Source organism: Mesorhizobium sp. M0698 (assembly GCF_040320455.1).
Taxonomy (GTDB): domain Bacteria; phylum Pseudomonadota; class Alphaproteobacteria; order Rhizobiales; family Rhizobiaceae; genus Mesorhizobium.
Genome location: NZ_JAMYPQ010000010.1, coordinates 157093 through 180549, shown reverse-complemented (window position 1 = coordinate 180549; position 23457 = coordinate 157093). Strand labels below are relative to the sequence as shown.

The following is a 23457-nucleotide window of genomic DNA, read 5'->3' as shown; positions in this document are numbered from 1 at the left end:
GTAGCATAGCTGCCGGCACAAAGCAAGAACAAAATGTGGCTATGCGTCAAATAATAATCACTACAGGCTAGCGCTGCCCCTCACCCTTACCCTCTCCCGTGAAGGACGGGGAGAGGGGTCGCCAGCGTTGCGGCTAGTCCCTTCTCCCCGTTGACATTTGATGGCCTCTACCCGGCCTGGCGCAATCACCCTGCGTCGCAGAGGCGCGTTTCGACCATTTCGCACAAATGGTGGTAGAGGCACAAATGCCCCTGCTGGATGATCGGCGTCGAGGTCGAGGGTACGTTGAGCAGGATGTCGGATAGCGGCTTCAGCTTGCCGCCGGTGTCGCCGGTCAGGCTGATCACCGTCATGCCCATCATGCGCGCCTGTTGGGCGGCGGCGAGGATGCTTGGCGAATTGCCGCTGGTCGAGATGGCGAGCAGCACGGCGCCCGCCGAACCATGCGCCTCGACCTGGCGCGCAAACACCGTGTCGAAGCCGTAATCATTGCCCCAGGCGGTCAGCACCGCCGCGTTGGCCGGCAGCGCGATGACGTTGTAGGCCTTGCGCTCCCTGAGGAAGCGGCCGACCAGCTCGCCGGCGATGTGGATGGCGTCGCTGGCCGAGCCGCCATTGCCGGCTATCAGCAGCGCCTTGCCCTGCGAAAGCGCGGCGACGACGGCGCTGACCGCCCGCTCCATCTCGCTGGTCAGGTCGCGCTCGACCATCGCCGAAATCGCGGCCGCCGAGCGGGCCAGGTAATCGTTCAGTTCGGACATGAAACCCTCAGTTCCCGGCGCGCAATCTGCCGATAGTGCCGGTCGTGCTCTTGCCGGCGACGAGGTCGACCAGCACGACGCGCCCGCCGGCCTTCTGCACGACATCGGCGCCAACCACCTGATCGACCGTATAGTCGGCGCCCTTGACCAGTATGTCGGGGCTCAGCGCCTCGATCAGCGAAAGCGGCGTATCCTCCTCGAAGATGACGACGGCGTCGACCGAGGCAAGTGCTGCCAGCACGCAGGCCCGGTCATGCTGGTCGTTGACCGGGCGCCCCGGCCCTTTCAGCCGGCGCACCGAGGCATCGCTGTTGAGGCCGAGCACCAGCCGGTCGCACTGGCTGCGCGCCGCATGCAACAGGCTGACATGGCCGGCATGCAGGATATCGAAACAGCCATTGGTGAAGCCGACGCTCAAGCCCTCGTCTTTCCAGCCCGCCACCAGCCGCGCGGCGGCGGCGGCATCGAGGATCGCATCCAAGTGGGCGACCGGACCATGCGAGCGAAACAGCGCACCCGTGAGTTCCTCGATCGTCAGCCGCGCCGTGCCGCGCTTGCCGACGACAACACCGCCGGCGGCGTTGGCGATTGATCCTGCCATGACGCGGTCGGCGCCTGCTGCAAGTCCCAGTGCAAACGTCGCGATCACCGTGTCGCCGGCGCCCGAAACGTCGAACACTTCGCGCGCCTGCGTGGCGATATGGCGGGCGTCGTCCGCACCGACGACGCTCATGCCCTTTTCGCTGCGCGTCGCGACGACGAAATCGAAACCGTGCGCCGAAATCAGCTGGCGTGCCGCCGCCTCGATTTCGTCGTCGGCAAACACTGCACGGCCGACCGCCTCGCCGAGTTCCTTGCGGTTGGGCGTGATTGCCGTCGCGCCGGCATAACGCGCATAGTCGCGGCCCTTCGGATCGACCAGCACCGGCTTGCCCGCTTGCCGGCAGATCGAGATCAGTTCGCCGGCGACACCGTCGAGCAGCACGCCCTTGCCATAGTCGGACAGGATGACGATGTCGGCGCGCGCCAGCGCTTCGCGAAAATGCCCGACCAATGTCGCGCGCTCGGCATCGCCCAGCGGCTTGATTTCCTCTTCGTCGAAACGCAGCACCTGCTGGTTGAGCGCGCTGAAGCGGCTCTTGGACGACGTCATGCGATCGGCATCCTGCGCCAGCCCGCCGGTGTCGACGCCAAATTCGCCGAGCATGCGCATGAGGTTCTTGCCGGCCTCGTCAGCGCCGATCACCGAGACCGGTATCACGGCAGCGCCGAGCGAAACGATGTTGGCGACGACATTGCCGGCGCCGCCCATCGCCAGCGTTTCGCCGCGCCCGTGCAGCACGGGGATCGGCGCTTCCGGCGAAATGCGCTCGATCACGCCATTGACGAAACGGTCGAGGATGAAATCGCCGACCACCAGCACGGTGGCGCCGCCGAAGCGCGAAATGGCGCGGTGAAGAGGTTCGGGAGAGGGCAGCTTGATCATGTCAACGCGTGGGAGGGCCGATTTTCGGTGACGGGAAATTCGATTGGCAGGGCCGGTCGTTCATGGCGATGCCGATATACCGCAATTTCAGCCGACGCAACGGCGGGCCTTCGACCGATCGCGGCGGCGAGACAGTGCGTCAGCTTTTCTGCAACGCGACATGCACGCCCAGTCCGACAAGCACCGCACCGCCGGCGCGCCGCATCAGGCGCTGCGCCCGGCTCGACTGCCGCAGCCTGGCGATCACCGCGCCGGCCAGTATCACGCAAACAATGTCGGCCGACGAGAACATCAAATTGACGATCGTTCCAAGCACGACGAACTGCAGCCAGACCGGAAACGCTGCCGAGGCATCGATGAATTGCGGCAGGAACGCCATGAAGAAAATCGCCGTTTTCGGGTTGAGCACCTCGACGGCAACGCTCTCCAAAAACGCGCGGCGGGCGGATTTCGGCTGAATTCCCGGCAAGACAACGTCGCCTTGCGCCTTGGCGCGAAACAAAGAAACACCGAGCCAGACCAGATACAGCGCACCGACCAGCTTGACCGCCATGTAAAGCACCGGCACGGCATGGAAAAGCACCGACAGGCCGACAGCGGCGGCGAAGACATGAACGTAGCCGCCGAGATGGATGCCGAGCGCCGCCATCAGCCCGGACCAGCGGCCGCGCGCCATGGTTTGCGCGGCGGCATAGAGCATGGCGGGACCGGGGATATAGGCGAAGATCGCCGTGGTGGCGAAAAAGGCGACAAGCAGTTCGGTTGACGGCATTACCTTGCTCCTGTCACGCTTCGCCGGTGGTCACCGACTGAAGCGAGAGCTTTGCGGCGGCACTGTGGCGCTCATCCGGCCGCCCCGCCACCTGCTTTGTCGACAGCCCGGCCCGCCTCCCCTATAAGGCCAGAATCCCACAAGGGCTACAACCGGCACAAGGTACCAGAGGCTTTCATGATCATCGTCACGGGCGGCGCCGGCATGATCGGTTCCAACATCGTCGCCGCGCTCAACGCCGACGGTTTCAGCGACATCCTCGTCGTCGACGACCTCACCGACGGCCACAAGATCGCCAACCTCGCCGATCTCGAGATCGCCGATTATCTCGACAAGGACGATTTTCTGGCGCGGATGGAGGCCGGCGACCTCGGCCGCATCGAGGCGGTTTTCCACCAGGGTGCCTGCTCGACCACCACCGAATGGAACGGCAAGTTCATGATGGAGGTCAACTACACCTATTCGAAGCGCCTGCTGCACGCCTGCCTGGCCCTGCGCGTGCCGTTTCTCTATGCCTCCTCCGCTTCCGTCTATGGCGGCGGCGCCGAGTTCCGCGAGGAGCCGCAATACGAACGCCCGCTCAACGTCTATGCCTATTCGAAAAAGCTGTTCGACGACTATGTCCGCCGTACCGTGTTCGATACCGACCATTCGCCGGTGGCGGGCCTGCGTTATTTCAACGTCTACGGACCGCGCGAGGCGCATAAGGGCGCCATGGCCTCTGTCGCCTTCCATCTGTTCAACCAGGTCGAGCAAGGGCAGAACCCGAAGCTGTTCGGCGCCTATGGTGGTTTCGGGCCCGGCGAGCAGAGCCGCGACTTCATCCATGTCGGCGATGTCGCCGACGTCAATCTGTGGCTGTGGAAACGCGGCTCGAGCGGCATCTTCAACTGCGGCACAGGCAAGGCTCAGCCGTTCCGCGCCATTGCCGAAACGGTGATCGATACGCTCGGCCAAGGCCAGATCGAGTTCATCGAGTTTCCCGACCACCTCAAGGGCAGCTACCAGAGCTTTACGCAAGCTGATATGTCCCGCTTGCGCGCAGCCGGTTACAATGGCCAGTTCCGCACAGTGGAAACCGGCGTCAGAGACTATGTCGAATGGCTGAAAGCCCAACGATCCTCGTGATCGGCCCACGCTGGGTGGGCGACATGGTGATGGCGCAGTGCCTGTTCCAGGCGCTGAGGGAGCTTCATCCGAACGCCGCCATCGACGTGCTGGCGCCGGCGTGGGCAGCACCGCTGGTCAAGCGCATGCCCGAAATCCGCCAGCAGATCGACCTGCCGCTGCAATCCGGCACGTTCGAATTCCGCACCCGAAGGCGCTTCGGCCGCCTGCTGCGCGGCCGCTACGACATGGCCTTTGTCCTGCCGGGAAGCTGGAAGTCGGCGCTGATCCCGTTCTTTGCCGGCATTCCGCGCCGTGTCGGCCATCTCAAGGAAATGCGCTACGGGCTACTGACCGACATCGTGCCCTTGCCCGATCGCCTGAAACGGCGCACCGCGCAGGCCTATTTCAGCCTTGCCCGTGGTGGCGCCTTCCAGGCGCCGAAGCTCGCCGTCGATCAAGCCAGCCAGGCGGCACTGCTCAGCCGTTTCGGGCTGACAGCGGGGAAATTCGTGGCAGTCATGCCCGGCGCAGAATTCGGCCCGGCCAAGCGCTGGCCGAGCGAACACTATGCCGGCCTTGCCCGTGAGATGATGGCGAAAGGGTTTGGCGTCGCGCTGTTCGGGTCGAAGAACGACGCTGGGGTGACGGCTGAAATCGCCGCGCTGGCTCCGGGCGCCGTCGATCTTGCCGGCCAGACGCGGCTCGAGGATGCCATCGACCTGATCGCGGCGGCGAGGCTCGCCGTCTCCAACGACAGCGGGCTGATGCATGTCGCCGCCGCCGTCGGCACGCCGGTAGTCGCCGTTTACGGCTCGACCTCGCCGCAGAACACGCCGCCGCTCGCCGAGCGCCGCGAACTGCTCTGGCTCGGCCTGTCCTGTTCGCCCTGCCACAAAAAAATCTGCCCGCTCGGTCATCTCAACTGCCTGAACACGCTGGAGGTCGAACGCGTCGTGGCGGCGGCGGAGCGGCTGCTGGAAATGCCGGCCGCCGCATGAAAGTGCTGATCGTCAAGACATCGTCCATGGGCGACGTCATCCACACCTTCCCGGCGATCGAGGACGCGCGCCGCGCTCGGCCGGATATCTCCTTCGACTGGTGTGTCGAAGAGGCATTTGCCGGCATCGTGGCGCTGCATCCAGCCATCCAAACCATCCACAGCGTGGCGATCCGGCGCTGGCGCAGGAAGCTGCTCGAGCCCGGCACATGGCGGGAAGTGGTCGGCTTGCGCCGCGCCTTGCGCGATTGCCGCTACGACCTCGTCCTCGATGCACAAGGCTTGCTGAAATCGGCGCTGGTGGCGCGGCTGGCGGCAGCCCCGGTCGCCGGGTTCGATCGGTCGAGCGCCCGCGAGCCTTCGGCAAGCCTGTTTCATGGCCATCGCTATGCCGTGCCGCGCGGCCTGCATGCCATCGAGCGCACGAAACGCCTGTTCGGGCTGGCGCTCGGCTACGAGCCGGATTTTTCCGGGCTTGAATCGGGTATCGCGCCGCCAGCCGGAAGATCGACTTTTGCCGGTGAAAAGACCGCCTTCCTGCTGCACGGCACCAGCCGCGAGGACAAGAAATGGCCGGTCGCGGACTGGATCGAAACCGCCCGCCTGCTGGTGAACATGGGAATGACGCCGGTCACCACCTGGTCGAACGACCGGGAACAGGCGGTTGCCGAGGCGATCGCCCGCGCCATTTCGCAAACCGTGGTGGTTCCCAGGTCGCCGCTAGCCGAGATCGCCGCCGTCATCGGCGGCTCGGCGCTGGTCATCGGCGCCGACACCGGCCTGACCCATCTCGCCAGCGCTTTCGGCCTGCCGACGGTGGCGATATTCCTCGCTACCGAGCCTGGCCTGACCGGTCCGCGCGGGCCATTCTCATCGACGCTGCTAGCCAGGCCCGGCCACAGCGTCACGCCGCCGGAGGTGATGGCGGAAGCCGAAAGGCTTGTGGAGCGCCAGACGCTTGGTCAGGCCGGTGGCCGCTGATTTGCTCAATCAATTCAATCGGAAAGGTCAGCGTTGCCCCTTCCCTTCTCCCCTTGTGGGAGAAGGTGGATTGGCGCGCAGCGCCAAGACGGATGAGGGGTGTTGGACGGAGTGCGGAGGGAGCCAAGCTGGAACACCCCTCATCCGACCTCGCTTCGCGAGGCCACCTTCTCCCACAAGGGGAGAAGGCAGAGCAGCGCCAATCCCCTAGATGAACTGCACCTGGACGATCTCGTAGCCCCTGGCGCCGCCTGGCGCATTGACCTCAATGGCGTCGCCGACTTCCTTGCCGATCAGGGCGCGCGCGATCGGCGAGGAGATCGAGATGCGGCCGGACTTCACGTCGGCTTCCTGGTCACCGACGATCTGGTAGGTCTTTTTCTCCTCGGTATCCTCGTCGACCAGCACCACGGTGGCGCCGAACTTGACCTTGTCGCCGCTGAGCTTGGTGACGTCGATCACCTCGGCCCGCGCGATCAGGTCCTCGAGTTCGTTGACCCGGCCCTCATTGAGGCTCTGTGCCTCTTTTGCCGCGTGATATTCGGCATTTTCGGATAGGTCGCCATGCGAGCGCGCTTCGGAAATCGCCTCGATGATACGCGGCCGCTCCTGTTGCTGGCGCCAGCGCAGTTCTTCCTTCAATGACGCGAACCCCTCGCCTGTCATCGGGACCTTGTTCATAATGCCTGACCTTTCCTGCCGCCGCCCCCGCAATCGGGAGCGACCTTGTCGATGGTACAAAAAGAAAACGGTCCGGCAGCCTCGGGCTAACGGAACCGTCTCACCACAATTTCGCAAGATATAGCAATCTTCGCGGGTTTTTCACGTCCAAAAAGTCGGTTTTTGAAAAATCATCCACCGATTGCACGGCTGACCCCACGTCAAGCGGGGTTTCCAAGATCGTATCGTGTACCGTGATGCCAAATCTCGGTTGTGGCCAACATGTGCAGCACAGCAAAAAACCGGCTGCGATCGCTCACAGCCGGTTATGAGGAGCGTTCCGGAGGATCAGCTCCTCATGAAATGATCGATCTGCTCCGACAGCATGCCGTATTCGCGAGACCCCTTGCCCGTGCGCTTCTCGATCTCGCGAAGCTGTTCCTGGGCGCCCGCAAGATCGCCGATCTGCAAGTGCGCCTCGCCGAGATATTCGCGCACCAGCGTGTAGTTCGGGTCGATGCGCAGCGCTTCCTCGTAATAGCCGAGGCCGACGGTGACGCGGCCGGAATGGCGGTGCGAATAGCCGAGATAGTTGAGGATGCGCGGATCCTGCTTGTTGGCGGCGAGGCTGAGCACGGCGATCGCCTCGTCGTAGCGTCCATCCATCGCCAGCGCGCGACCGGCATCGTAGATGCTGTCGTCGTCCAGCATGCCTTGCTTCGGGGAGACGCATTTCTTCTGTTTCTTGTCCCACGCCTCCCCCTTCTTGCACTGGGACTGGCCGCCGCCATTGCCGCCGCCACCGCCACCGCCACCTCCCCCGCCTTCACCAGCCGAAAACGCCGGAGCCGCAATCAGCGGCAGGGCGGCGATGGCCATGGCGTAAATCAGCAATCGTCTGCGCATCGAATTCTCCTTTGAACCTGACAATGCAACACTAACGCCGGCCCAACGCCGTTTCGTCCCGGAAAATGTCATCCTATCTCAAAACCGCGATCTCTCCCAGCAAGGCCATCTTATCCGGGAAGAGAGGGCATCGGAAATCATGCTTCACGATCAACGCCGCCGCGCAAGATAATGTGACGAGCGCTGCAAATCCGCTATCATCGGGCCGACCGAGCACGAAGCAGGGAGACGGCCGGTGCAGCAACGCGTTGAACGAGACTGGGAGCTTTCGATCGGTCCCGACACCGTGCGCCTGTTCATCCTGAAGGCGAAGGCGCTCAGCGCCGCCGTCAACGAAGACTATGCCGACGGCGCCGAGCACGAGGTAGAGCTCGACGGCAACGCGCACGACAACCACCATCATGACGGCCTTGCCGAGGAAAGCTCCGAAGATCTCACCGAAGAAGAACTGCGCGAGCTGATCGACGATCTCAATGTCGACGAAGCGGCCGAACTGATTGCGTTGGCCTGGGTCGGCCGCGGCGACTATGACGCGACGGAATGGACGGACGCGCTGTCCGCCGCCCGCGAGCGCGCCAACAAGCGCACGGCAAAATATCTGCTCGGCATGCCGCTGCTGGCGGACTGGCTCGAGGAAGGCTTGGAAGCGATCGGCGCGTGACGGCGCGGTTACCGATTGTGATCGGCCGCCCCCCTCGCTCAAGGCAACTTCCCTGCATTCTGGCCGTTGCGACGTAATGGCGGCGTTTGGCTTTTTCAGATTGGGCAGATTGCTGCTGGCCGTTGCGGCTACGCCGCTGGCGGGACCCGTTTTAGCCAAGGCACCCGACCTACCGCAAACTGCACCAGTTCCGCAGCTCAACCAGCAAGTCACTCCGCCGCCACCAACCGAGATCCCGGTCCCCGAACCGCGCCCGGAGGATGCTCCGGAGCCGCCGGCGATTGCACCGCAGCCGCCCGAAAAGCCGGCACGGGCTGAGCCGCCGGCAGGCCCACCAGGCGCGCCACCAAACCCGGCCGAGGCAGACGAGAAGGCGGAGCAAAAAATCCTTCCTGATCCTCGATCGGCCGCCATTGCCGGGAGAGAAATGCCGGCCGAGGAATTGGCCTGCCGCAGGCGGCTGAAGTCGATGGGCGTCGATTTCGAGGAGCGCAAGCCAGAGCATGATACGTCAGTCGGTTGCTCGATCCCCTACCCGATCGCGCTGAAGACGCTCGGCAAATCCATCGCCATCGGCCCGGAGCCCGAGCTGAATTGCCAGATGGCGGAAGCGGCCGCCCGCTTTGCTGCGTCCGTCATCCAGCCTGCCGCAAAGGCCGAGTTCGGCGCGGATATTAAATCGATCGGCCAGGCCTCCGCCTTTGTCTGCCGGTCGCGCAATGGCGGCGGCAAATTGTCGGAGCACGCCTTCGGCAACGCGCTCGACATCGCCAGCTTCAAGCTTTCGGACGGGAAGGAGATCGATGTCGGCCCGGCGCCGCCGGAAAAGGACGCGAAATTCCTGAACGCAGTGCGCAAGGCAGCCTGCGGACCGTTCAAGACCGTGCTTGGCCCCGGCAGCGACGCCGATCATTCGCAGCATCTCCACTTCGACCTCGAACCGCGCCGCAACGGTGGTACGTTTTGCCAGTGACCTTAGCCTATGGGGGCGCCGCAATTTGGCCGCAGGCGTGAACGGCGCCGCTGATTTTTCCTTTACTCTTCAGGTTTAGAGTCTGTGCCATCTGGGGACAGGAACCCTTCCGATGGCCGGGCTATTTCGCGCTGCGCTTGCCGCTGTGCGGCACACAGAATGCGCGCGCATAGCCGGCAGGCTTGCCGCCCTGCTTGCCATTGCGGCGGTCTCGGCCTGCAATACCGGCAGCGTGCTGTCGCTGCAGCCGGCCGTCGATGTCGGCAGCCAGACCGCTGCCGTCCCGCCCAATTCCGACCCGCAATATTCCGGCGCGCAAGATTCCGGGCCGCAATATTCGGGTATGCAGCGCCTCGTCCCGTCCAATCCCTTTATGACGGCCGCCTATCCGCGCCTGGACAACCCGATGTCGCCGGCCGAACAGATGCCGGCCACAGAGATCGATTGCCGCAAGGAATTGAAACGCCTCGGCGTCGTCTACACCGACGTTGCGCCGATCCATGAAGGCCAGTGCGGGATCGACTATCCGGTCAAGGTCTCGGCCATCGGCAGTGTCGAGATGAAGCCGGCCGCGACGCTGACCTGCGACATGGCCGCCACCTTTGCCGGCTGGACCAGGAACGAACTCGTGCCGTCGGCCCGCTGGCGCTATTTCTCAGGCGTCAAGACCATCCACCAGGGCTCGAGCTATTCCTGCCGCAGGATTGCCGGCGAAGGTGTTTTGTCGGAACACGGCAAGGGCAATGCGCTCGACGTGATGAGCATCGAACTCAACAATGGCGACGATATCGACGTCCGCAAGCCCGGCCTGTTCGCCTTCCGCACCCGCGGCTTCCTCAACAATGTCCGCGCCGACGGCTGCCAGTATTTCACCACCGTGCTCGGCCCCGGCTACAATTACGATCACCGCAACCATTTCCATTTCGACATCAAGAACCGCAAGAACGGCTATCGCGCCTGCCGCTGATTGCAGCCCCTGCCCAAGACTTGCTGCGCCGGTTAAGATGGTGCGCAGACGCTTGGGTGGTGCCTCTTGAGCCAACGAAGCCTGCGACGACGTGCAACGACCTGGCTGGTGGCATGCTGTGCCGCCTATCTTTCGCTCGCCTATTTCGCCGCGCCTGAGTTCTGGACGTTGCGGGACCGCAATTTTCGCAATCAGCAATTCGAGATGGTGACGCACACGCCGCAAGGCATTCCGGGCGATCCGATCAATGTCGGCCTTGTCGGCACCAAGAAGGAGCTTGTCCATGCTTTTGCCGTCGCCGGCTGGGATACGGCAGACGCCATCACGCTGAAGACGGCCATCGAAATCGGCGAAAGCGTGCTGTTTGACCGCCCCTATCCCGACGCGCCGGTCAGCCGGCTGCTGTTCGAAGGCCGCGCCCAGGACCTCGCCTTCGAAAAGCCGGTCGGTGACAGCGCCGACCGGCGCCACCATGTCCGCTTCTGGCAGACCGATGCGACCGGAGACGACGGCCGGCCGCTCTGGCTCGGCTCGGCAAGCTTCGACCGCGGCGTCGGCCTCAGCCATGACACCGGCGCGATCACTCATCACATCGGCCCCGACATCGACGCCGAGCGCGATGGGCTGATGCGCGACCTCTCCGCCGCCGGCATGCTGATCTCGACCAGCGAGATACCAGGCGTCGGCGCCACGAAGACCGGGCGCAACGGCGAAGGCGATCCCTATTTCACCGACGGCAAGGCCATCATCGGCGTCCTGCTGCAACTGCCGTAGGCGCGCGATCGGCCTTCCCGTCTGACCCATTTCGTCCCGACGGGCTCAGGGCACGGTGATCACGATCTTGCCGAACGGTCCCGTCTCCAGACGCTCGAATGCCTGCGGCACCTCGTCGAAGCCAAACACCTTGTCGATCACCGGCTTGATCGCGAGCGTCTCGATCGCCTGGTTCATTCGCTCGAAAGCGCGGCGGTGGCCGATCGATATGCCCTGGACGACGATCCGGTTGCGCAGGAACGGAATGATCGGGAAACTGAGCTCCATGCTGCCGAGAAGGCCGATGAGCGACAGCCTGCCGTCGGCGCCCAGCGCATTGAGCGAGCGCCGCGCATTGTCGCCGCCGACCATTTCCAGCACATGCCTGACGCCGGCCCCGTTTGTCAGTTCGCGCGCAGCCTCGTCCCATGCCGGCTGGCTGCGATAATTGATCGCCTTCCAGGCGCCGAGCGCCTTCGCCCGCTCGACCTTCTCGTCGCTGCTCGAGGTGACGATGGCGCGCAGGCCGAAGGCGGCGGCAAATTGCAGCGCAAACAGCGACACGCCGCCGGTGCCCTGGATGAGAACGGTTTCCCCCGGGATCGGCTTGGCCGCCTCGACCAGCGCGAACCACGCCGTCAGCGCCGCGATCGGCAGCGTCGATGCCTCGACGTCGCTGAGCGACGGCGGCGCCGCCACGGCGGCATCCTCATGAAAAAGCACATGCTCGGACAGCATGCCGGGCAGTGACGAACCAAGCGTATGCTTGTGCAGCACCGGCGGGGCGTCGCCGTCCGGCCAGTCGGCGATCACCTGGCCGAGCACGCGCTGCCCGATGCCGAAGCGGCTGACTTCGCTGCCGGTGGCGACTACTTCGCCTACCGCGTCCGATGTCGGCACGAACGGAAAGCTGAGGTCCGGTATCAGCACGCCATCGACGATCATCCTGTCCTTGTAATTCAGCGATACCGCTGTGACGCGTACCAGAAGATCATGCGGCCCGGGTTGGGGCAGCTTTCCATCAGCCGGCTTCAACCTGGACAGGCCGAAACCGTTCATCTGCCAGGATCTGTTTTCGGTGCTCATTCGGTTCGCGCTCCGTGGTTGATGATTGCGCGAGACATTTACGCCGTTTCACTATGGAGAAAAGTGCTTCCATGTGGCATGTTCTGCAACAGATTAAGGAGCAAAACTCTACAATAGGAGCGCTTCATTGGAATCGGCCAATTTGCAAGGCATCGTCGCATTCGTTCACGCGGTGGAGGCCGGCAGCTTCACCGGCGCTGGCGCACGGCTGCATGTCACCAAATCGGCGGTCGGCAAGTCGATCGCGCAGCTGGAACAGCGATTGGGCGTCCGCCTGCTCAACCGCACCACCCGCAGCCTCAGCCCGACCAGCGAGGGCCTGAGCTATTACGAAGCCTGCGTCAGGGCACTGGCCGAGATCGAAGCCGCCCGGTCGCTGTTGGCTTCCCGCAAGCAGGTGCCTTCCGGGCGGCTGCGCGTCGACCTGCCTTTGGCCTTCGGCCGGCGGTGCGTCGCCCCGCTGCTGTTCGACATTTCCAAAAAATTCCCGGACCTGACGATGGAAATCTCGTTCAACGACCGGCGCGTCGACCTGATCGAGGAAGGCATCGACCTGGCGGTGCGTATGGGCGACCTCGACGACAGCTTGTCGATCGCCGCGCGCCGCATCTATGCCCAAAGTTCGGCCATCTGCGCCGCCCCCGCCTATCTCGACGCCCATGGCAGGCCGCTATCGATCGAGGACCTGGCCAGGCACAGCCTCATCGGCTACGGCCGCGACGGCACGGTCCATCCCTGGACCGTCAGGCATGTCGACGGCCGTCTCGAAAAATTCGCGCCCAAGGCGCGGCTGGTGCTCGGCCATGGCGAACCGATGCTCGATGCGGTACTGGCCGGCTGCGGCATCGTCTATCTGCCGACATGGCTGACGGCCGACCGCATCAGGCGCGGCGAGCTCGAAATGGTTCTGTCGGACTGTCTTGTCGAAAACACCGTGGTGCATGCCATCTGGCCGGTAACACGCAATCTCGCGCCAAAGGTGCGCGTCGTCATCGACGCCCTGATCGAGCATTTTGCCGCGCCGCCCTGGGATGCGGCATGGGTGCCGCCTGATTGCCGGGCTCGCTAAATTTAAAAAGCGCGACCGTCCTATTTTCGAAAACCGCGCGGCAATGCTATGGACCCGGCATGCTTTATGCTGAAATTGCCATCGTGGTCGTCCTCATCTGCGTGAACGGCCTTCTGTCGATGTCCGAGCTCGCCATCGTCTCGTCGCGGCCGGCGCGCCTCAAGACGATGATCGACCGCAACGTCAAGGGCGCCGGCCGGGCCCTGGCGCTCGGCGCCAATCCGGGAAAATTCCTGTCCTCGGTGCAGATCGGCATCACTTTGGTCGGCGTCTTGTCCGGTGCCTTTTCCGGCGCCACGCTCGGCGAGCGGCTGGCCACCTCCCTGGCGTCGGCCGGCATCCGCGAAAGCCTCGCCGATCCGCTCGGCGTCGGCATCGTCGTCGCCCTCATCACCTATGGCTCGCTGATCATCGGCGAACTGGTGCCCAAGCAGATCGCATTGCGCGACCCCGAACGGGTAGCCGTCAGGGTCGCCCCGGCAATGACCATCCTCGCCAGCGTCTCGGCGCCGCTGGTCTTCCTGCTCGATTTTTCCGGCCGCGCCCTCCTGTGGCTGCTTGGCCAGCGCGGCCAGAGCGAGGATAAGGTCACCGACGAGGAGATCAAGATGCTGGTCGCCGAAGCCGAGCACCACGGCACCATCGAATCCGACGAACGGCGGATGATCGCCGGCGTCATGCGGCTCGGCGACCGTGCCGTGCGCGCGGTGATGACGCCGCGCACCGAGGTCGACTGGATCAATCTGCAATCCGACGAGGCGGCCATCAGGAAGCTGCTGATGGACACCCAGCATTCGCGCCTGCCGGCCGGCGACGGCGGCGTCGACGCCATGATCGGCGTCGTCCAGACCCGCGACGTGCTGGCCGCAATGCTCGGCGGCCGCGCTCTCGACCCGCGCCGGCACGTGCGCGCCGCGCCAATCGTGCATGACCAGGCCGACGCGCTGGACGTGCTTGCGACGCTGAAGGAATCCGACGTCCCGATGGCGCTGGTGCATGACGAATACGGCCATTTCGAAGGCATCGTCACCCCGGCCGACATACTGGAAGCGATCACCGGCGTCTTCCGTTCGGATCTCGACGCCGGCGACGAGGAAAACGCCGTCAAGCGCGAGGACGGCTCATGGCTGCTCGCCGGCTACATGCAGGCCGACGAGATGGCAGAGGTCCTCGGCATCGACCTGCCTGAGAGCCGCGACTACGAAACCGTCGCCGGCTATGTGCTGTCGCATTTGCACCATCTGCCGGCGACCGGCGAATGTGTCGACGCGCAAGGCTGGCGCTTCGAGGTCGTCGACCTCGACGGCCGCCGCATCGACAAGCTCATCGCCACCCGCCTGCCCGGCCGCCACCGCGAGGTCGTGCGGTAACGATCGACGCGACTTATGGGCTATATGCTCGCGGCGACACCGCTCGCACAGTCAAAGTTGATTGGGAATACCGCCTATGGTCGACCACCTTTTCGCCGACCCATATCTCGCTGCCGTCTACGATGCCTGGCACCCGAGATCTGCGCGCGACGACTATGATTTCTACCTGCCCCGCATTCTAACAGCAGACGCGGTGCTTGATGTCGGATGTGGAACGGGCACCCTCCTTCACGAGGCACGCCTGGCCGGACATTCAGGGCGGCTCTGCGGCATCGACCCAGCACCCGGCGTGTTGAATCGCGCACGAACGCGCGCGGATATCGAATGGGTTCTCGGCGATCTCCAATCGGCCGGCTGGACAGCCGAGTTTGATCTCATTGTGATGACGGGGCACGCATTCCAGGCCCTTGTCAGCGACGAAGACCTGAGGGATTTCATGGCGGCTGTCCGACACGCCCTTGTGCCAGGCGGATGCTTCGCGTTCGAAACGCGGAACCCTTCGGTGCGGGCGTGGGAGCACTGGACACCCGAAAATGCGGTCGTCGTTGAGCTGCCTGACGGGTCGCTGGTGCAGATCACAACAGAGGTGATCATGCCGTTCGATGGACAGACGGTGACATTCACCCACAGGTTCGGCGGAAAGCATCCGAGCCTTCCGCAAGTTAGTCGCAGCACCTTGCGATTCCTCGAGACGGACGCCTTATCGAGCCTGCTGGGGAACGCGGGGCTACGGATCGAACAGCAATTCGGCGGCTTTGACGGCAGCCCACTTGGCCCTTCGAGCCCAGAGATCATCACGTTCGCGACGAGATGAAAAGGAGCATCCGCTCTCCAGCCCTGCAAGCAACGACAACTCGCGGACCCATTGCGGACGTGGAGCCGTATTTCGCGGGGACTGCCGCCGACCGTAGGTCAGAGCCAAGCTTGGCAATCGCAGGACTCAGCGATCAATCGCGATTGCCTCGATGCCTTGTGCCTTCAGCCGTTCGAGATGGTCCTTCATCTCTTTCAGCCGCCCGGGGGAGTGGCCCTGCCACTCGGTGACCTCGTCCGTGATCCTGAGGGGCTCGCGGCAGCGATAGGACTGCGTCGGATTGCCGGGAAATTTCTTGTCCGTAAGATTGGGGTCGTCCATGATCGGGCCGGTTGGTTCCACGATGTAGATCCTTTCGCGTCCGTCACCGGCGGCCAGTTCTGCACCCCAGATAGCCGCATCCAGAGTGCCGGTTAGATAGACCCAGGCTGCCTGCTTTCGCGCCCCGTAATTGGAGCTGTAACCGGCTTCGATCAGGTCTCCCGGTTTAAGGTCGGCCCGGGTGCCGTGGTAGAATTGGCGCGGGTCGTCGGTGGCTGTCATCGGCTCGCTACTCATCCTCGTTGTCTCAGGCATCATGGTGTCGTGGCGCGCACTATTTCATGCACGTCATCGAATCAAGCCTCCGGCCACGCGGTTATCGGACGTCTGCGCTCAGCGCTCCCGACACCCATTCCGGTCATACCGCCCGATGCGCGCTAGCGGTCGGCTGGCGGCGCGGTTATTATCGGCGCCTGCACCGTCGCTAAGGTGGAAAATGGATCTGCAAGCCTTCAGGGAATCGATTGCGAAACCACAGCCGCCAGCCGGCTTGAGCCCTGCCCTGCAGGCGCTGTGGTGGGATGCAAAGGGCGATTGGGCTAAGGCGCACGAGTGCGCGCAGCAGCGCGACGATACGGCGGGCATGCACGTGCATGCCTATCTCCACCGCAAGGAAGGCGACCAGTCGAATGCGGAATATTGGTATCGCCGCAGCAACGCGGCGCCGTCGACCTTAACGCTTGACGAGGAATGGCAAGAGTTGGCACGTACACTTTTGCAGCAAAGCTGACGCTTGCTCAGTCATTGTAAAATAGCCGGTCCTGCATCCACTCTCCGGGGTTTCAGCTGGCGCCCTGTGGCTTGTCCCTGCGGTTCCATTCCGCATTGCGCGCCTGCGCCTCTTCGGCGATCAGCTTGAACTCCCGCATCTTCGCAGCTTCGATGGCGAATGCGCGGCTTGGCAGGACGCCAGGGTCCTCCTGACTGTTCTGAAACTGAAAACGGGCCTCCAGTTCGGCCCATATTCGCTCGGGTGCCGTATCCTTGCTGGCAAGCAGCGCAACGACCAGCGCCAGAGTCTCGCGCTGGGCGTTCAGCCGCCCTTCGATCTCTTCATTCGGCAATTCGGACATGCGGGTCGCTTCCAGTTTCTGGCTCAACGGCAAAATCGCACCCTTGTTCCGGAACTCGGGGCTGGCGCGGTCCGGCTGGGCAGCAGATGCTCGCAATCGCAATCGAGATGATCTCTCCTCCTCGATCCTGTTGACTCGGGCCGATGGCACTTCTCGCGCCGCTTGCGTCCAGCCTCTTCGAATGCAGCATGCGGACAAATCTTGAGAGCCTGAAGCGAATTCTCGAGACCGCAGCAGGTGATGCTTTGTTGCAGACTGACCCGCAGCCGACGCTCGGCGGTCTGCCCCGCAACGATCAAAGCCTGTCATCGAGAACGACCATAGGCTGCTGCGAGCACCGGAACAGCTGAGAAGCCTTGGCGTTGTTGGCATCTGGGATCTCGAGCGGACGCTATGAAACCTTCTGATTTTTAAGCCGTTATCGCCGGATGCCCGAGGCTAAATTTAAGCTGAAATCGGTTGACGGCGCCCAATCGCGCGATGCCGAGAAGTCGCGCCGCGAGAAACAGTCGACTGTCGAAGTCGCGTCCGAGGTCGTCGGCGAGCCCGCGCCGCCGCCGGATGTCACCGAACCCGATCCTGAGCTGACACCTGAAGAGGCCGAGCGGGCGCGCAAGAGATACCTGCTTAAGCGCTTCTGGATCAGCGCGCGCGGTTACTGGAGCGGCAGTGGCGACAGGGTCGCCTGGCCGTTGACGATCGGGCTGTTGGTCCTGATCGTCGCCAATGTCGGCTTCCAGTATGGGATCAATGTCTGGAATCGCGCAATTTTCGACGCCATTGAGCAACGCAATGCCCACACCGTATATTGGCTGAGCGCCGTATTCCTGCCACTCGTGATCGGAAGCGCCAGCCTTGTGGTGGCACAAGTCTTCTTTCGCATGAGGATACAGCGCCGCTGGCGGTCCTGGCTCACCACCGCGGTCATCGCGCGCTGGCTCGCAAGCGGCCGCTACTATCAGCTGAACCTCGTCGGCGGCGATCATAGCAACCCCGAAGCCCGCATCGCCGAGGATTTGCGGATTGCCACCGAATCGCCCGTCGATTTCATCGCCGGTGTCATCGTCGCATTTCTGTCGGCCTCGACCTTCATCGTGGTGCTGTGGACGATCGGCGGCGCCCTGACCCTGACGATTGCAGGTTCGACGGTCACCATTCCCGGCTTCCTGGTCATCACCGCAGTGCTCTATTCCGCGATCACGTCCACTTCGATGGCGGTCATTGGCCGCCATTTCGTCCACCTCTCCGAGGGAAAAAATCAGGCGGAAGCCGAGTTCCGCTACACGCTGACGCGCGTGCGGGAAAACGGCGAGAGCATCGCATTGCTCGGCGGCGAGGAGGAGGAGCGCAGCGGCATGGACAAGACATTTGCCCATGTGCTCAGGCAATGGGCGCTCCTTGCAGGCCAGCACATGCGCACGGCGCTGGTGTCTCAGGGGTCGAGCCTGTTTGCGCCTGTCGTGCCGGTCTTGCTTTGCGCTCCAAAGTTCCTCGAAGGCAGCATGACACTTGGACAGGTCATGCAGGCTGCCTCGGCCTTTGCCATCGTGCAGGGCGCGTTCGGATGGCTGGTCGACAACTATCCCCGTCTCGCCGATTGGAACGCCTGTGCACGGCGCATCGCCTCGCTGATGATGTCGCTCGACGGGCTCGAGCGCGCGGAACAGAGCAACACGCTGGGACGCATAAAGCGCGGCGAGACCGGCGGCGATGCGATGCTCAGCCTGAACAATCTCTCCGTGTCGCTCGACGACGGCACCGCCGTGGTCAAGGAAACCGAGGTCGTGATCGAACCAGGCGAGCGGGTGCTCGTCGCCGGCGAATCCGGCTCGGGCAAGAGTACGTTGGTGCGGGCCGTCGCGGGTCTGTGGCCATGGGGTAGCGGCAGCGTCAACATCCGCGCCGACAGACGGTTGTTCATGTTGCCGCAACGGCCCTACATCCCGACCGGGACGCTTCGCCGCGCTGTCGCCTATCCAGGCGCCGCCGACAACTGGACGCTGGATAAGATCAAGGCTGCCCTCGACAAGGTGGGACTCGACTACCTCAACGACCGGATCGAGGAGGACGCGCCATGGGACCAGACCTTGTCGGGTGGCGAAAAGCAGCGCCTCGCCTTCGCGCGTCTTCTGCTGCACCGCCCCGATATCATCGTGCTGGACGAGGCAACGTCGGCACTCGACGAGAAGAGCCAGGACAAGATGATGGAGATGATTATTCGCGAATTGCCGAAGGTCACCATCATAAGCGTAGCGCACCGCGCCGAGCTGGAGGCCTTCCACAGCCGCAAGATCACATTGGAGCGGCACAAGGGCGGCGCAAAACTTGTCAGCGATATCGAACTCGTCCCGCGCAAGGACAGACGGAACTTGCTCATGCGCCTTCTGAGGCAACGGCGCGCCAACGGAAAGCCAGCGCGACCTTGAGCAAAGCGGCGCTGCCCTACGCAAAGAGTGAGGCCGCCGGTCGGAGCAGGCGGACCATCGCCGATTCGAGTCACTGCCCGCATCTGGTCCTGAAAGCACCAGCCGTGGTACCTTGATTCCGGGCAGCTGCTGCTGCCGGAACGTCGATGGCACGAGCGCATTTCCATGTCCGGTGCAACGCCGAGGCCAGCTGTGAAAAACCCGGGTTGATTTCAAAAGCCCCGATTGATTTCGAAAGCAAAGGGACCAGCAATGACAATCGCCAAGAACACGATCTGCCTTTGGTACGACAAGGACGCCGAGGCTGCGGCCCGCTTCTATTCCGAGATTTTTCCCGACAGTTCGGTGAAATCCGTCCACCGCGCTCCCAGCGACTACCCGTCCGGCAAGGCAGGCGACGTGCTGACGGTCGAGTTCACGGTCGCCGGCATCCCCTGTCTCGGCCTCAATGGCGGGCCCGCGTTTAAACACAACGAAGCCTTCTCCTTCCAGATCGCCACCGACGATCAGCAGGAGACCGACCGCTATTGGAACGCCATCGTCGGCAATGGCGGCCAGGAAAGTGCCTGCGGCTGGTGCAAGGACAAATGGGGCATCTCCTGGCAAATCACGCCGCGCGTGCTGACCGAAGCGATGGCCGCCGGCGGCGATGAAGCAAAGCGCGCATTCGAGGCGATGATGGAGATGAAGAAAATCGACGTTGCAGCGATCGAGGCGGCGCGGCGCGGCTGACAGTTCGGGGGTGGCCCGACGCGAAAAGATCAGGGCAGAGCGGCCGGAAATGCTGCCGGCCCATCATCTCCAGGCAGGCGTGCGATGGTGCTGAACTGCGCTGCGTTTTACGACGCCGAACTGCGACGGCACAACGAGGTCTTCAGGGCTGCGGTCAAGGTGGGAACGCGCGATCGCGTGCTCGATATCGGATGCGGTTCGGGACAATCCTCTCGTGATGCTGCCCGTGTCGCGGTGGAAGGCAGCGTGCTCGGCGTGGACGTATCGGCCGAGATGCTCGAGATCGCCCGGAAGTGTAGCGCGAAAGAGGGATTGCGAAACCTCGCCTTTGAGCGCGGCGATGCGCAATTGCTGGTATTTCCGCCTGCCGGCTTCGATCTGTGCATTAGTCGATTTGGAGTGATGTTCTTTGCCGATCCGGCGGCGGCGTTCGCCAATATCGCCCGGGCGATGCGACCAGGGGCACGTCTTGTGTGGATGGTATGGCGATGCCAGGACCGTAACGAGTGGGCAACTGCCATTCAGCGGGCAATTGCGCCGGGGACCGCCATATCGGGGGGCGCCGCCACCCCGTTTTCGCTTGGCGACCCCGCCATCACCGCGGAGATCTTGCGTGCATCCGGTTTTGTTTCGGTCGACTTTGCCGAAGTGCATGAGCCGGTCTTCTACGGCCAGGACGTCGATGTGGCCTATGACGCTTTGCTTGGCCTGCAACTGGTCAAGGATCCGCTCGCCCGCGCAGATGTGGATGTCGACGCGGCGCTGCGGCGGTTGCGCGATCTGCTCGCCGCGCATTTGACCGCGGACGGTGTGCTTTTCGACTCGCGTGCCTGGATCGTCACCGCGTTTCGGGCGAGCCGATGGTGACTGCGCGATGTAGACGATCCTGTTCTCTCGGCCTTCCCGTCAGTCCATTTGCGGCGCGACTTCTGAGAGCAGCCAATCCCGAAAAGCCTTGACTTTGCGCTGACGGATCGCCTCTGGCGGGTAGACGAAATAGAAGCTGGAGGGGGATTTCAGGGCGTGGCCGAAGGGGCGGACAAGTCGCCCGGCGGCAAGGTCGGCCGCAACCAGCATGGTCCGGCCGAGCACCACCCCCTCGCCTTGTGCGGCCGACTCCATGGCAAAGGTGGCAGAGTCAAAGGTAATCCCGCTCTGCGGGTCCACGCCCTCGACCCCGGCGCTTGCTAGCCAGGTCGCCCAGTCGATCGGAAAGCTGTCACGGATCAGCGTGTGGTGTTTGAGGTCCTGAGGCGTGCGGAGCGGATGTGCACCCTCAAGAAGCTTTGGGCTGCACACTGGAAACACCTCCTCGCCTGTGAGGAACTCCGACGTGAGCCCCGGATAGTTTCCGTTGCCATAACGGACGGCGACATCGATGCCGTCGCCGAGGAAGTTGGTCAGCTTCCCGCTTGTCGAAACCCGCACATCGACGTCGCCATGCGCACGGTGAAAGCGATAGAGGCGGGGCACCAGCCATCTCCCCGCGAAGCCATCGGAGGTGCTGACGTTCAATGTCGAACTCGAATAGCGGGCTGTTGCTGCAGCGGTGGCGGTGGCCAACTGGGCGAGCGCCTCGCGCACCGCCCGCGCATAGGGCTCGCCAACGGCTGTCAGACTCACCGAACGCGTACCGCGCTCGAACAGCTGCACACCGAGCTGATCCTCAAGATTCTTGATCGCCCGGCTGATCGCACCGTGGGTGACATGAAGTTCCTCTGCCGCCTTGGAGAAACTCAACAGGCGCGCCGCGGCCTCGAAACTTGGCAAGGTGGTGAGGGGAGGCAGCTTCCGGGGCATGGATCGATACCTGTACGTGTGAGTGATGCTCACAAATTGTCGCCGATAAGTCGTTTGTCGTCCAGGCCAGAAGCCGGCATATTTGCTCGCGTAATCAGTCATTCACCGCCGCTGCAAAAAGGAGAGTTTGATGTGACTGATACTCTCGCTGACGAAAGTCGCGGGGCAACTGCTGAAACCAAAACTGCCGCCACTCTGGGAGAGCACCATGAACGCCAAACGAGTTGAACCCATCGTCGACGTACTGACCGGCATGGCCGGCCGCATCCTCGCCTCGAGCAGCCGGCGCCGGACCGGGCGGCAGATTGCACGCTTCTCGACCCGCCGGCTCGAAGACCTCGGATTTGCCCGCGACTGGGACGGCTCGGTCTATCGGCCGTCGGACTACCGCTAGCCTGAACGAAAGCAACAGCGGACAGGCTCTTCGCAAAAGATCGCTGTCGCAAGGAATTAATGGAGAACGGACATGGCCACCATCCACCCATTCCTCTGGTTCAACACCGATGCGGAGCAAGCTCGCGATTTCTATCTCTCGGTCTTCAAGAACAGCAAAGCGCTCCAGACCATCGAATACACCGACTGGGTGTCCGGAACCAACAAGACGGTCCCGCATGCCACCTTCGATTTCGAGCTCGAAGGACTGCACCTTACAGCGCTCAACGCCGGGCCGCAGCCGCCTTTCAACGAGCGGCTCTCGCTCTACATCGAGACCAGGGACCAGGCCGAGACCGACTACTACTATGAGGCGCTCACCGCCGGCGGCGGCAGGGCACAACCCTGCGGCTGGCTCACCGACAGATACGGCGTCTACTGGCAGGTCATCCCGGAAATCCTGCCGCGGCTCAGTGCCGATCCGGACCGCGAAAAGGCCAACCGCGTCCGGCAGGCGATGTATGGGATGCGCAAGATCATCATCGCCGAGCTCGAAGCCGCCTACGCCGGCAAGGCCTGACCCTCACCGCAATCGCAACGAACGGAGAACCCTCATGACATCGCTCGTGGACAGGAAAGTCATCGTCGTCGGCGGTAGTTCCGGCATCGGTCTCGGCGTCGCGGAAGCTGCTCTCAACGGCGGAGCGAAGGTCGTGATCGTCGGACGCTCGCCCGAGAAACTGCTGGCTGCCGAACGGACGCTCAATGCGGGCCGCGTGACAAGCGTGGTCGCCGACATGACCGACGAAGCGGACGTCGCTCGCCTGTTCGACGAGGTCGGTCCCTTCGATCACCTCGTATCGACCGCCGGAACACTGCCGCCCGGCGATCCCATCGGCAGTACCGACATGGAGGCTGTGCGAGGCTTCGTCGATAACAAGCTGATCGGCGCCGTCTTGCTCTCCAAGCACGCTGTGCGCACCCTGAAAGCCGGCGGCTCGATGACCTTCACCTCGGGAATAAATAAGGATCGGCCGCCGGTGCCGGGAGGCTCGGTCGTCTCCGCGATTGCCGGTTCATTCAGCTACTTCGCCCGCGCCCTGGCGCTCGAACTGGCCCCGACGCGCGTCAATGTCGTGTCGCCCGGATGGGTCGACACACCGATGTGGGACATTGTTGGAGAAGCCAAATCCAGCTTCTTTGCCGACATGGCTGCCCGGTTGCCATCGAGAAAAATTCCGACCGCTGCGGACGTCGCCGCCGCCTACCTCTACCTCATGGAAAGCGACTTCACCACCGGCGAGACGATCCGCATCGATGGCGGCCATAACCTGATCTAGCCGCCATTTGCACGCCGCCTGAATGGG

General features: G+C 63.5%; 26 protein-coding genes. 17 read left to right on the top strand and 9 right to left on the bottom strand.

What is annotated here, in order from left to right; genetic code table 11:
* Window positions 1-185: 185 nt before the first annotated feature.
* From NKI16_RS20875 to NKI16_RS20865, 3 genes are all read right to left on the bottom strand, one after another.
* Complete coding sequence (locus NKI16_RS20875) at window positions 186-761, bottom strand: D-sedoheptulose-7-phosphate isomerase (RefSeq protein ID WP_023678348.1); 576 nt, start codon at window positions 759-761, stop codon at window positions 186-188.
* A 7-nt stretch (window positions 762-768) separates the two neighbouring features.
* Entirely contained in the window at window positions 769-2247 is a 1479-nt protein-coding gene (rfaE1, locus tag NKI16_RS20870; protein ID WP_023678349.1) for a D-glycero-beta-D-manno-heptose-7-phosphate kinase, read from the bottom strand.
* A gap of 139 nt (window positions 2248-2386) precedes the next feature.
* Window positions 2387-3019: a LysE family translocator gene (locus tag NKI16_RS20865; protein WP_023678350.1), complete on the bottom strand. Its 633-nt coding sequence runs from the start codon at window positions 3017-3019 to the stop codon at window positions 2387-2389.
* Between the two features lie 177 nt (window positions 3020-3196).
* Between NKI16_RS20865 and rfaD the strand changes: the two genes are divergently transcribed.
* Genes rfaD through waaC form a run of 3 tightly spaced genes read left to right on the top strand, consistent with a single transcriptional unit; the run spans window position 3197 to window position 6107 of the window.
* Window positions 3197-4147, top strand: a complete 951-nt coding sequence (gene rfaD / locus NKI16_RS20860) for an ADP-glyceromanno-heptose 6-epimerase (RefSeq protein WP_023678351.1) — start codon at window positions 3197-3199, stop codon at window positions 4145-4147.
* Window positions 4120-5127 (top strand): lipopolysaccharide heptosyltransferase II, encoded by a 1008-nt coding sequence (gene waaF / locus NKI16_RS20855; protein WP_023678352.1) that lies wholly within the window; start codon window positions 4120-4122, stop codon window positions 5125-5127. Before rfaD ends, waaF begins: the two co-directional genes overlap by 28 nt.
* Window positions 5124-6107, top strand: a complete 984-nt coding sequence (gene waaC / locus NKI16_RS20850; protein ID WP_352623127.1) for a lipopolysaccharide heptosyltransferase I — start codon at window positions 5124-5126, stop codon at window positions 6105-6107. The genes waaF and waaC overlap by 4 nt, the downstream gene beginning before the upstream one ends.
* 207 nt (window positions 6108-6314) lie before the next feature.
* Here the strand turns inward: waaC and greA are convergent, their stop codons facing one another.
* Complete coding sequence (gene greA / locus NKI16_RS20845; protein ID WP_023719113.1) at window positions 6315-6788, bottom strand: transcription elongation factor GreA; 474 nt, start codon at window positions 6786-6788, stop codon at window positions 6315-6317.
* 327 nt (window positions 6789-7115) lie between these two features.
* Entirely contained in the window at window positions 7116-7673 is a 558-nt protein-coding gene (locus NKI16_RS20840; RefSeq protein WP_023678353.1) for a tetratricopeptide repeat protein, read from the bottom strand.
* Between the two features lie 235 nt (window positions 7674-7908).
* On the opposite strand from NKI16_RS20840, the gene NKI16_RS20835 reads away from it, so the two are divergent.
* The 4 genes from NKI16_RS20835 (at window position 7909) to NKI16_RS20820 (ending at window position 11048) form a co-directional block, all read left to right on the top strand.
* Window positions 7909-8334, top strand: a complete 426-nt coding sequence (locus NKI16_RS20835; RefSeq protein WP_023678354.1) for a DUF3775 domain-containing protein — start codon at window positions 7909-7911, stop codon at window positions 8332-8334.
* Window positions 8335-8761: 427 nt separating this feature from the next.
* A complete protein-coding gene (locus tag NKI16_RS34075) occupies window positions 8762-9307 on the top strand; it encodes an extensin-like domain-containing protein (protein WP_023678355.1) in 546 nt (181 codons plus the stop codon).
* Window positions 9308-9419: 112 nt separating this feature from the next.
* Window positions 9420-10274 (top strand): extensin-like domain-containing protein, encoded by an 855-nt coding sequence (locus NKI16_RS20825; protein WP_023678356.1) that lies wholly within the window; start codon window positions 9420-9422, stop codon window positions 10272-10274.
* A 66-nt stretch (window positions 10275-10340) separates the two neighbouring features.
* Window positions 10341-11048, top strand: a complete 708-nt coding sequence (locus NKI16_RS20820; protein ID WP_352586838.1) for an LssY C-terminal domain-containing protein — start codon at window positions 10341-10343, stop codon at window positions 11046-11048.
* Window positions 11049-11093: 45 nt separating this feature from the next.
* Here NKI16_RS20820 and NKI16_RS20815 read toward each other — a convergent pair whose 3' ends face one another.
* Window positions 11094-12113: a zinc-dependent alcohol dehydrogenase family protein gene (locus NKI16_RS20815; RefSeq protein ID WP_352586836.1), complete on the bottom strand. Its 1020-nt coding sequence runs from the start codon at window positions 12111-12113 to the stop codon at window positions 11094-11096.
* Window positions 12114-12240: 127 nt separating this feature from the next.
* Between NKI16_RS20815 and NKI16_RS20810 the strand changes: the two genes are divergently transcribed.
* The 3 genes from NKI16_RS20810 to NKI16_RS20800 all read left to right on the top strand — a co-directional run bounded on the left by NKI16_RS20810 (window position 12241) and on the right by NKI16_RS20800 (window position 15366).
* The gene (locus NKI16_RS20810; protein WP_352623126.1) at window positions 12241-13182 is read left to right on the top strand and encodes a LysR family transcriptional regulator; all 942 of its coding nucleotides are present in this window, start codon (window positions 12241-12243) and stop codon (window positions 13180-13182) included.
* Between the two features lie 59 nt (window positions 13183-13241).
* Entirely contained in the window at window positions 13242-14552 is a 1311-nt protein-coding gene (locus NKI16_RS20805) for a hemolysin family protein (RefSeq protein WP_352623125.1), read from the top strand.
* A gap of 76 nt (window positions 14553-14628) precedes the next feature.
* On the top strand, window positions 14629-15366 hold the full coding sequence (locus tag NKI16_RS20800; RefSeq protein WP_352684361.1) for a class I SAM-dependent DNA methyltransferase: 738 nt from the start codon (window positions 14629-14631) through the stop codon (window positions 15364-15366).
* A gap of 126 nt (window positions 15367-15492) precedes the next feature.
* Here the strand turns inward: NKI16_RS20800 and arr are convergent, their stop codons facing one another.
* The gene (gene arr / locus NKI16_RS20795; RefSeq protein ID WP_502897611.1) at window positions 15493-15909 is read right to left on the bottom strand and encodes an NAD(+)--rifampin ADP-ribosyltransferase; all 417 of its coding nucleotides are present in this window, start codon (window positions 15907-15909) and stop codon (window positions 15493-15495) included.
* Between the two features lie 214 nt (window positions 15910-16123).
* Here arr and NKI16_RS20790 point away from each other — a divergent pair, with 214 nt between their 5' ends.
* Window positions 16124-16417: a hypothetical protein gene (locus NKI16_RS20790; protein WP_352541050.1), complete on the top strand. Its 294-nt coding sequence runs from the start codon at window positions 16124-16126 to the stop codon at window positions 16415-16417.
* Window positions 16418-16469: 52 nt separating this feature from the next.
* Here the strand turns inward: NKI16_RS20790 and NKI16_RS20785 are convergent, their stop codons facing one another.
* Window positions 16470-16760 (bottom strand): hypothetical protein, encoded by a 291-nt coding sequence (locus tag NKI16_RS20785; protein ID WP_352456962.1) that lies wholly within the window; start codon window positions 16758-16760, stop codon window positions 16470-16472.
* 428 nt (window positions 16761-17188) lie between these two features.
* Between NKI16_RS20785 and NKI16_RS20780 the strand changes: the two genes are divergently transcribed.
* The 3 genes from NKI16_RS20780 (at window position 17189) to NKI16_RS20770 (ending at window position 20785) form a co-directional block, all read left to right on the top strand.
* Complete coding sequence (locus NKI16_RS20780) at window positions 17189-19186, top strand: ABC transporter ATP-binding protein/permease (protein WP_352456961.1); 1998 nt, start codon at window positions 17189-17191, stop codon at window positions 19184-19186.
* Window positions 19187-19444: 258 nt separating this feature from the next.
* Window positions 19445-19918: a VOC family protein gene (locus NKI16_RS20775; protein WP_352450557.1), complete on the top strand. Its 474-nt coding sequence runs from the start codon at window positions 19445-19447 to the stop codon at window positions 19916-19918.
* A gap of 84 nt (window positions 19919-20002) precedes the next feature.
* Entirely contained in the window at window positions 20003-20785 is a 783-nt protein-coding gene (locus tag NKI16_RS20770) for a class I SAM-dependent methyltransferase (protein ID WP_352782441.1), read from the top strand.
* Between the two features lie 39 nt (window positions 20786-20824).
* On the opposite strand, the gene gcvA is transcribed toward NKI16_RS20770, so the two are convergent.
* Window positions 20825-21718: a transcriptional regulator GcvA gene (gcvA, locus tag NKI16_RS20765; protein WP_352615639.1), complete on the bottom strand. Its 894-nt coding sequence runs from the start codon at window positions 21716-21718 to the stop codon at window positions 20825-20827.
* 208 nt (window positions 21719-21926) lie between these two features.
* Here gcvA and NKI16_RS20760 point away from each other — a divergent pair, with 208 nt between their 5' ends.
* From NKI16_RS20760 to NKI16_RS20750, 3 genes are all read left to right on the top strand, one after another.
* The gene (locus NKI16_RS20760; RefSeq protein WP_352637203.1) at window positions 21927-22112 is read left to right on the top strand and encodes a DUF1127 domain-containing protein; all 186 of its coding nucleotides are present in this window, start codon (window positions 21927-21929) and stop codon (window positions 22110-22112) included.
* A 72-nt stretch (window positions 22113-22184) separates the two neighbouring features.
* Window positions 22185-22670, top strand: coding sequence for a VOC family protein (locus tag NKI16_RS20755; RefSeq protein ID WP_352456958.1), 486 nt, complete (start codon window positions 22185-22187; stop codon window positions 22668-22670).
* A gap of 34 nt (window positions 22671-22704) precedes the next feature.
* Complete coding sequence (locus NKI16_RS20750; protein ID WP_352567972.1) at window positions 22705-23430, top strand: SDR family oxidoreductase; 726 nt, start codon at window positions 22705-22707, stop codon at window positions 23428-23430.
* Window positions 23431-23457: the final 27 nt, after the last annotated feature.